Genomic DNA, 1,907 nt, shown 5'->3' on the forward strand with positions numbered 1-1,907 from the left:
CGGCCACGATCGCGATGCGCACGTCCATCGGGTGCAGCGAGCGCAGGTAGCGGCAGAACTCCAGGAACTTCGAGCGGTTCTTGGTCTTCTTGATGACCCCGTGTCCGAGAGCCTCGTCAGGAGTACGGCCGTGCTGCATCCGATCGAGTCCCGCACCACCTCGCCAGTCGCCGCTGCGCAGGTCCTGGAACGCCGTCCCGGCGTCCGTCCGCAGCCGCAGCCGCAGGGCGGCCCGGCGGGTTCCCCCGCGGGCGAGGACAACCCCTGGCACACCGGCGCCGCGTGTCGGCGGGACGAGGTGGGGCTGTTCTTCGCGCCCTCCAAGGAGCCGACGGCGGCCCGGCTGTCGCGCGAGGAGCAGGCCAAGCAGGTGTGCGCCCGCTGCCCGGTGCTGCTGGAGTGCCGCGAGCACGCGCTGGCCCAGCCGGAGCCGTACGGGGTCTGGGGCGGGCTGACGGCCGCCGAGCGGCGGGTGGTGCTGGCCCGGCGGCGGCGCCGGGACACGGAACTGCGCGAGGCGGCCCTGGTGACGGCGGCCGCGCGGCGCCGGATAGCCGGGTGACGACGGGCCCGAGAGCGGGACGGCGACGCACCGCGGCCCCGGCGGAGGGGGATTCCGCCGGGGCCGCGAAGCGCGCTCGGGTGGGGCTCAGTTGGCGCGGTCGAAGTCGATCGCGCTGTACGCCCGCAGCTTCGAGAGCTTGTGGGTGGAGTTGATCTCGCGGATGGTGCCGCTCTTGGAGCGCATCACCAGCGAGCTGGTGGTGGCGGTCTCCGAGCGGTAGTGCACGCCGCGCAGCAGCTCGCCGTCGGTGATCCCGGTGGCGACGAAGAACACGTTCTCGCCGCTGACCAGGTCGTCCGTGGTGAGGACCCGGTCCAGGTCGTGGCCGGCGTCCAGGGCCTTCTGCCGCTCGGCGTCGTCCTTGGGCCACAGCCGGCCCTGGATCACGCCGCCCATGCACTTCATCGCGCAGGCCGCGATGATGCCCTCCGGGGTGCCGCCGATGCCCATCAGCAGGTCGACGCCGGTGCCCTCGCGGGCGGCCATGATCGCGCCGGCCACGTCGCCGTCCGAGATGAACTTGATCCGGGCGCCCGCTTCGCGGATCTCCCGGACCAGGCCGTCGTGGCGCGGGCGGTCGAGCACGACGACGGTGACGTCCTCGACGGCGCTGCCCTTGGCCTTGGCGACCCGGCGGATGTTGACCGCCGCCGGGGCGGTGATGTCGACGAACTCGGCGGCCTCCGGGCCGGCCACCAGCTTGTCCATGTAGAACACGGCGCTGGGGTCGAACATGGTGCCGCGGTCGGCGACGGCCAGTACGGCCACCGCGTTGTTCATGCCCTTGGCGGTCAGCGTGGTGCCGTCGACCGGGTCGACGGCGACGTCGCACTCGGCGCCGGTGCCGTCGCCGACCCGCTCGCCGTTGTAGAGCATCGGGGCTTCGTCCTTCTCGCCCTCGCCGATGACGACGACGCCGTTCATCGACACGGTCGAGACGAGGGTGCGCATCGCCTTCACGGCGGCACCGTCCGCGCCGTTCTTGTCGCCACGTCCGACCCACCGGCCGGCGGCCATCGCGGCCGCCTCGGTGACCCGGACGAGTTCGAGCGCGAGGTTCCGGTCCGGAGCCTCGGGCGCGACCTCCAGGGCACTGGGAAGGTGGTGCGGGTACTGCGTGGTCATCGTCGTTACCTCTCTGTACGCGACGGCCAGTGAGCGCCCGACTACTGCCAGGTCGAACGCCGTGGTGAGGGTATTGCGATCGTATCTGCCCACGAGATGACTGTCTGTGGCGCAGGTCGCTGCTCTGTGGCGGAAACCACCGATTCGCCCGGTATCACCCGTCCGTGGTGAGGGTATTGCGATCGTATCTGCCCACGAGATGACTGTCTGTGGCGCA

Annotated in this window: 2 protein-coding genes and 1 pseudogene; 1 reads left to right on the forward strand and 2 read right to left on the reverse strand. The window is 71.6% G+C overall.

Going from position 1 to position 1,907, the window contains the following annotated elements; all coding sequences use genetic code 11:
• Positions 1-94: pseudogene (locus ACIQOV_RS39575) on the reverse strand (transposase); the annotation flags it as partial.
• Between the two features lie 90 nt (positions 95-184).
• On the opposite strand from ACIQOV_RS39575, the gene ACIQOV_RS39580 reads away from it, so the two are divergent.
• Positions 185-562: a WhiB family transcriptional regulator gene (locus ACIQOV_RS39580; RefSeq protein ID WP_380357098.1), complete on the forward strand. Its 378-nt coding sequence runs from the start codon at positions 185-187 to the stop codon at positions 560-562.
• 87 nt (positions 563-649) lie between these two features.
• Here ACIQOV_RS39580 and glpX read toward each other — a convergent pair whose 3' ends face one another.
• Positions 650-1,690, reverse strand: coding sequence for a class II fructose-bisphosphatase (gene glpX, locus ACIQOV_RS39585; protein WP_030055344.1), 1,041 nt, complete (start codon positions 1,688-1,690; stop codon positions 650-652).
• Between the last annotated feature and the right edge of the window lie 217 nt (positions 1,691-1,907).

The organism is Kitasatospora sp. NPDC091257 (assembly GCF_044757675.1).
In the GTDB taxonomy this organism is placed as follows: domain Bacteria; phylum Actinomycetota; class Actinomycetes; order Streptomycetales; family Streptomycetaceae; genus Kitasatospora; species Kitasatospora lactacystinica.

What these genes read in the sequence shown, in the direction of transcription:
- glpX (WP_030055344.1), bottom strand. Translation starts at nt 1,690, where the DNA reads ATGACCACGCAGTACCCGCACCACCTTCCCAGTGCCCTGGAGGTCGCG.